Genomic DNA, 4,443 nt, shown 5'->3' with positions numbered 1-4,443 from the left:
CGGGCCACCCTTCGGGCCCTCGTAGCGAATAACGACCACGTCGCCGGGCTTGATTTCGCCAGCGAAAATCGCCTCGCAGGCCTCTTCCTCGCTGTTGAAGCAACGGGCGGGGCCGGTATGCGTGAGCATGCTGGGGTCGACGGCGCTCTTCTTCACGATGCCGCCATCAGGGGCAATGTTGCCATGGAGCACGCGCAGGGCGCCAACCTTGGAGAACGGGTTGTCGTGCTTGCGGCACACCTCGCCGTCGGCCGGCTTGGTGCAGTTGGCAATGTACTCGGGAAGCGGGCCCATACAGGTAATCGCGCTTTCGTCGAGCAGGCCCAGCTCATTGAGCTCATGCATGACAACCGGCACGCCGCCCACGGCATACAGGTCGATAAGCGGGCGCGGGCCAGAAGGCTGCAGCTTCACCAAGTGCGGAGTGCGGGCGCTTGCCGCGTCCCAGTCGTCCATGGTGATGGGATGGCCGGCCGCCATGGCGATGGCGGTCAGGTGCAGCACCGTGTTGGTGGAGCCGCCAAACGCCATATCGCATTCCATGGCGTTGTGAATTGCCGCCTCAGAGATGATGTCTTTGATGCAAATGCCCTTTTCGAGCAGCTCCATGACCTTCATGCCTGCATGCTTTGCCAGACGCAGGCGCTCGGAGTACACAGCGGGGATGGTGCCGTTGCCGGGAAGCGCGATGCCCAAAGCCTCGCACAGGCAGTTCATCGAATTCGCGGTGAACATGCCCGAGCAGCTACCGCACGTGGGGCATGCGGTATCTTCGTAGTACTTGAGCTGCTCTTCGGTCATCGTGCCGGCGCTCACCTGGCCCGCGCCGTCGAACAAGGTGTTCAGGTCGGTCGTAGGACCGCAGTTGCAACCAGCTTCATGGCCGGGAAGCATGGGGCCGCCGGAAACGAACACCGTGGGAATGTTCACACGCAGGGCGCCGAGCACCATGCCGGGAACGATTTTGTCGCAGTTGGGAATGCATACGGCAGCATCGAATTGGTGTCCCTGAACAGCGCATTCGAAGCTGTCGGCGATGGCCTCGCGGGAAACGAGCGAGTAATGCATGCCATCGTGGTTCATGGCAATGCCGTCGCACACGCCGATGGTGGAAATCTCGAACGGAACGCCGCCGGCCATATAAATGCCAGCCTTCACGGCTTCGCAGATTTTATCGAGGTTATTGTGACCCGGAATAATGTCGTTGCGGGAATTGAACACCGCGACGAGGGGCTTCTTCATTTCTTCATCGGTAAGGCCGTCGGCCTTCAGCAGGCTGCGGTGGGGAGCACGCGCCACGCCAACTTTAACGGCATCGCTACGAAGTTGCATCGTTTCTTCCTTCTTCCTTCAAGCGTTATCGCTAGCCCAAGGAATGCGGTCGACCGAAGACACTTCGCTCTCGATGCCTTATCACGGAAGGCGCCGGCGTTGCATACTGACGGTGGCGCGCGGTGGGTGTTCCGCGTTGACCAGCTGCGTTCAGCTTCGCTGCTCGAGGGAGTTTTCGGAGCCGTCCACCGCAGGTTCTCAGCACGCCTGCTTGCTGTGGGATGGATTCGTTCCTACTCGCCCTGTCGTCGCATTTATTGAGTGACGTTGATTATACGGAGCGCACGGCTAAGCGCAAGGGGCTATCGCGCTTTAATGCGATAAAGCGAACGAATTTCACAAAACAGTTGCGTGGATTGCGAGCAGGCAACTTTTCGCTGCGAGCGGAAACCAGTCAGCCGCTCGCACGCAAACGCGCGCCACCGGCCGTGAAGCGTTCAAATACGGCCCGCCAAATAATTGGCAAGCGAAAAATCTTCGTCAAACAAAGCCCTGCTGCGTCACAATGTCCTCGTGAAAAATATTGAGGAAGTCAAAGGAAGCACCATGTGCGAAACATGCTCAATCGAATCGAATCAGGCGCCGCAGGGCATGGCCTACGCCCCCGGAAAACCGTTCCCGGCACACCACGCGCAAAACGCGAGTGATTACCTGAATGCGGCGCTATCGGCCGAACGCTGGATTGCAACCTTCGAGCACGAGACGCCCGAAGGCATCTTCTGGCAGCAGGACGCGAGCCAGCCAATCGATCTATCGCTGTACAGCGGGTCGGCCGGCGTAGCGTATTTCTATCTGAAACTCACCGAGGTCACCGGCAGCGCCGAGTTCGCCGAGAAAGCACGCTGTGGGCTTTCCTACGCAGCCGCGCATTGGCGCGACCTGCTGCTTCCCGAGCAAGCCGCCTTCCAAGATAACCGCGAGGGCGTGCCTGGCGTGCACCTAGGCGCCCACATGGGCGTTGGCGGCGTGGGCCTCGTGCTCATCGAAGGCGCTAAAACCTTCGCGGAAAGCAGAGACGCCGAAAAGTATCGCCGGGCGGCACAAGCAATCGGACGCTTCTATACCGACGAATCTACGCAGCAAGGCGAAAGCGGCCCCTATTGGACCGGCAGCCCCGCGTTGCTGATGGACGGTGGCATTATGCTATTCCTCATCGCGCTCTACGAAACGTTCGGCGATCAGCAGTTGCTTGAATTCATCAAGGCCGCTGGCGCACAATACCTGCACTGGGGCGCGGAAAGCCCGCGCGGCGGCATCGATTTCAACGGCGCGGGCATCGAAACCCCGTTCGATTGGCCGAATTTCGCCTTCGGGAGCGCTGGGTCGGGATATCTGCTCGCGCATCTTTTCCGCATCACGGGCGATGCGCGTTATCTTGAAGTTGCACGCAGATGCGCCGATTTCCTCGACGCCGTAGCCGTGCCGCAAAAACGAGGCAAGCTCCTCCCCCACAAATTGGGCGGAGATGACGAATTCACCGTCTTCTACTTGGGATATTGCCACGGCATCGCAGGAACATTGCGCTTCCCCACCCTGATGGGGACCCTCGACAACGATATTCGTTGGGCAACGATGGTCAATCAACTCGCCGACGGAGCCGAAGCGCTCGGCGCACCCGGGCATATGTCGGCTGGCCTCTGGAATACCGTATGCTACTGCTGCGGTCACGCCGGCATGGCGCATACATTCTTGGGTCTGTACTGCATCGATGGGTCGCCGCGCTGGCGCGAGTTCGCCACACGCTGCGGCGATATATTGCTGGGCTCGATGAAAACACACGCCGACGGGTCGGCCTCTTGGCCTTTCGCATGGGAGCGAGTGCACCCCGAAGAGCTCTCGCAGCGCATCGGTTTCTACGACGGCGCAGCTGGCATCGCATCCACGTTACTCGAACTGTTCATGCTTGAACGCGGCGATTATCACTGGCCACGCATGATCGACGACCCCTTTCCCGAGGACCCGCGCCGCTAAACGCAAGCCCATCCCAAGTCGCGCCACCGGTAAAACATTCCACACACACCTCGTATTCAAGCGCCTTGCCAGCATCTGAACGCCAGGCATCGGATTGGCAACGCCCGCATCGCCCCAACAGTTCGCGCGTGAGCCGCCAGGTACCATAGTAGGTGCGCGGAAAGGAAGCTTACATGCAGCCATCGAGCACTCTTCAACCCATCGGCACGCAGCAGCACGTCGAAACCCACCCAGACACCACCGAGGCCGAAGAGCAATCTCTTCCCTCGATCGATTTGCCGCCCGATGCCGATTTCTACGGCGATTACTTACAGAAACTAAAGGAAATTACCTGGCGTTTTGAGATATCTCTCGAGACGTATTTAATGGAGCGCGGCATAAACCGCGAGCGCAAGCCTATTTCATCGTGGAAAACGCGCATCAAGTCGCCCGACAGCATGAGGGAAAAACTCATCAAGCGAGGATACGAACCTACTGCCGAAAATGCCGTATACGCCGTACATGATGCAGCTGGCGTGCGCGTGATTTGCCCACTCGTCGACGACGTCGCATCGGTCGCGCAGTTCATTCGCGAGCTCCCATGCTTCGAGGTCGTGCAGGAAAAAGACTACATTTTGCACCCAAAGCCAAACGGATATCGCAGCTACCATATGATTCTTGCGCGCACGAACGATTCGGAACTCGACCCCGATGCAACGAGGCGAGCCGCGGCCAAGGCGGCCATTGAAGCGCAAGAGATTTCCCTGTCGCAGCTTATCGACCAACTGAATACATCGGGTACATTCGATACCGTCGAGTCAAAGGAGGCCGAAGCGCAGACTGGCGATAATCGCTTCGAATTCGGCCGTCGCATGTGCGTCGAAGTTCAACTTCGCACCATCGCGATGGATAGCTGGGCAAGTATCGAGCATGATCTCAAATACAAGAAAGATGTGCCTAACCAAGAGTTTTTACAGGCTGAGCTCAAACGCTGTGCCGACGAGATGGCGGCGACCGATCTGTCGTTGCAAACTATCGCCGACTTGATCAACGTAAAGTAAATCGGCAAAAAGTGACAAAAGTTGCGAATTCGGGGGCGTATTTGCCGGAATCGCCGCACTTCGAGGACCCATACAAGCCGTTTCAGAGTAGAGGTTGGCC

The 4,443-nt window shown here is 58.6% G+C and carries 3 protein-coding genes; 2 read left to right on the top strand and 1 reads right to left on the bottom strand.

Annotated elements, in window-relative coordinates; all coding sequences use genetic code 11:
• Positions 1 to 1,332 (bottom strand): dihydroxy-acid dehydratase (ilvD, locus tag ACWI8T_RS08420; RefSeq protein ID WP_449138616.1); only part of this gene is annotated, 1,332 nt, incomplete at its 3' end.
• 546 nt (positions 1,333 to 1,878) lie between these two features.
• On the opposite strand from ilvD, the gene ACWI8T_RS08415 reads away from it, so the two are divergent.
• Both ACWI8T_RS08415 and ACWI8T_RS08410 read left to right on the top strand, forming a co-directional pair.
• Positions 1,879 to 3,303 carry a lanthionine synthetase LanC family protein gene (locus tag ACWI8T_RS08415; RefSeq protein ID WP_449138615.1) on the top strand — a complete coding sequence of 475 codons (1,425 nt, stop codon included), beginning with the start codon at positions 1,879 to 1,881 and terminating at the stop codon, positions 3,301 to 3,303.
• A 173-nt stretch (positions 3,304 to 3,476) separates the two neighbouring features.
• Positions 3,477 to 4,343: a GTP pyrophosphokinase gene (locus tag ACWI8T_RS08410; RefSeq protein ID WP_449138614.1), complete on the top strand. Its 867-nt coding sequence runs from the start codon at positions 3,477 to 3,479 to the stop codon at positions 4,341 to 4,343.
• Positions 4,344 to 4,443: the final 100 nt, after the last annotated feature.

This window comes from Slackia sp., assembly GCF_977041755.1.
The sequence above is the reverse complement of the archived record's forward strand: the minus strand, read 5'-3'. Positions and strand labels throughout refer to the sequence as shown.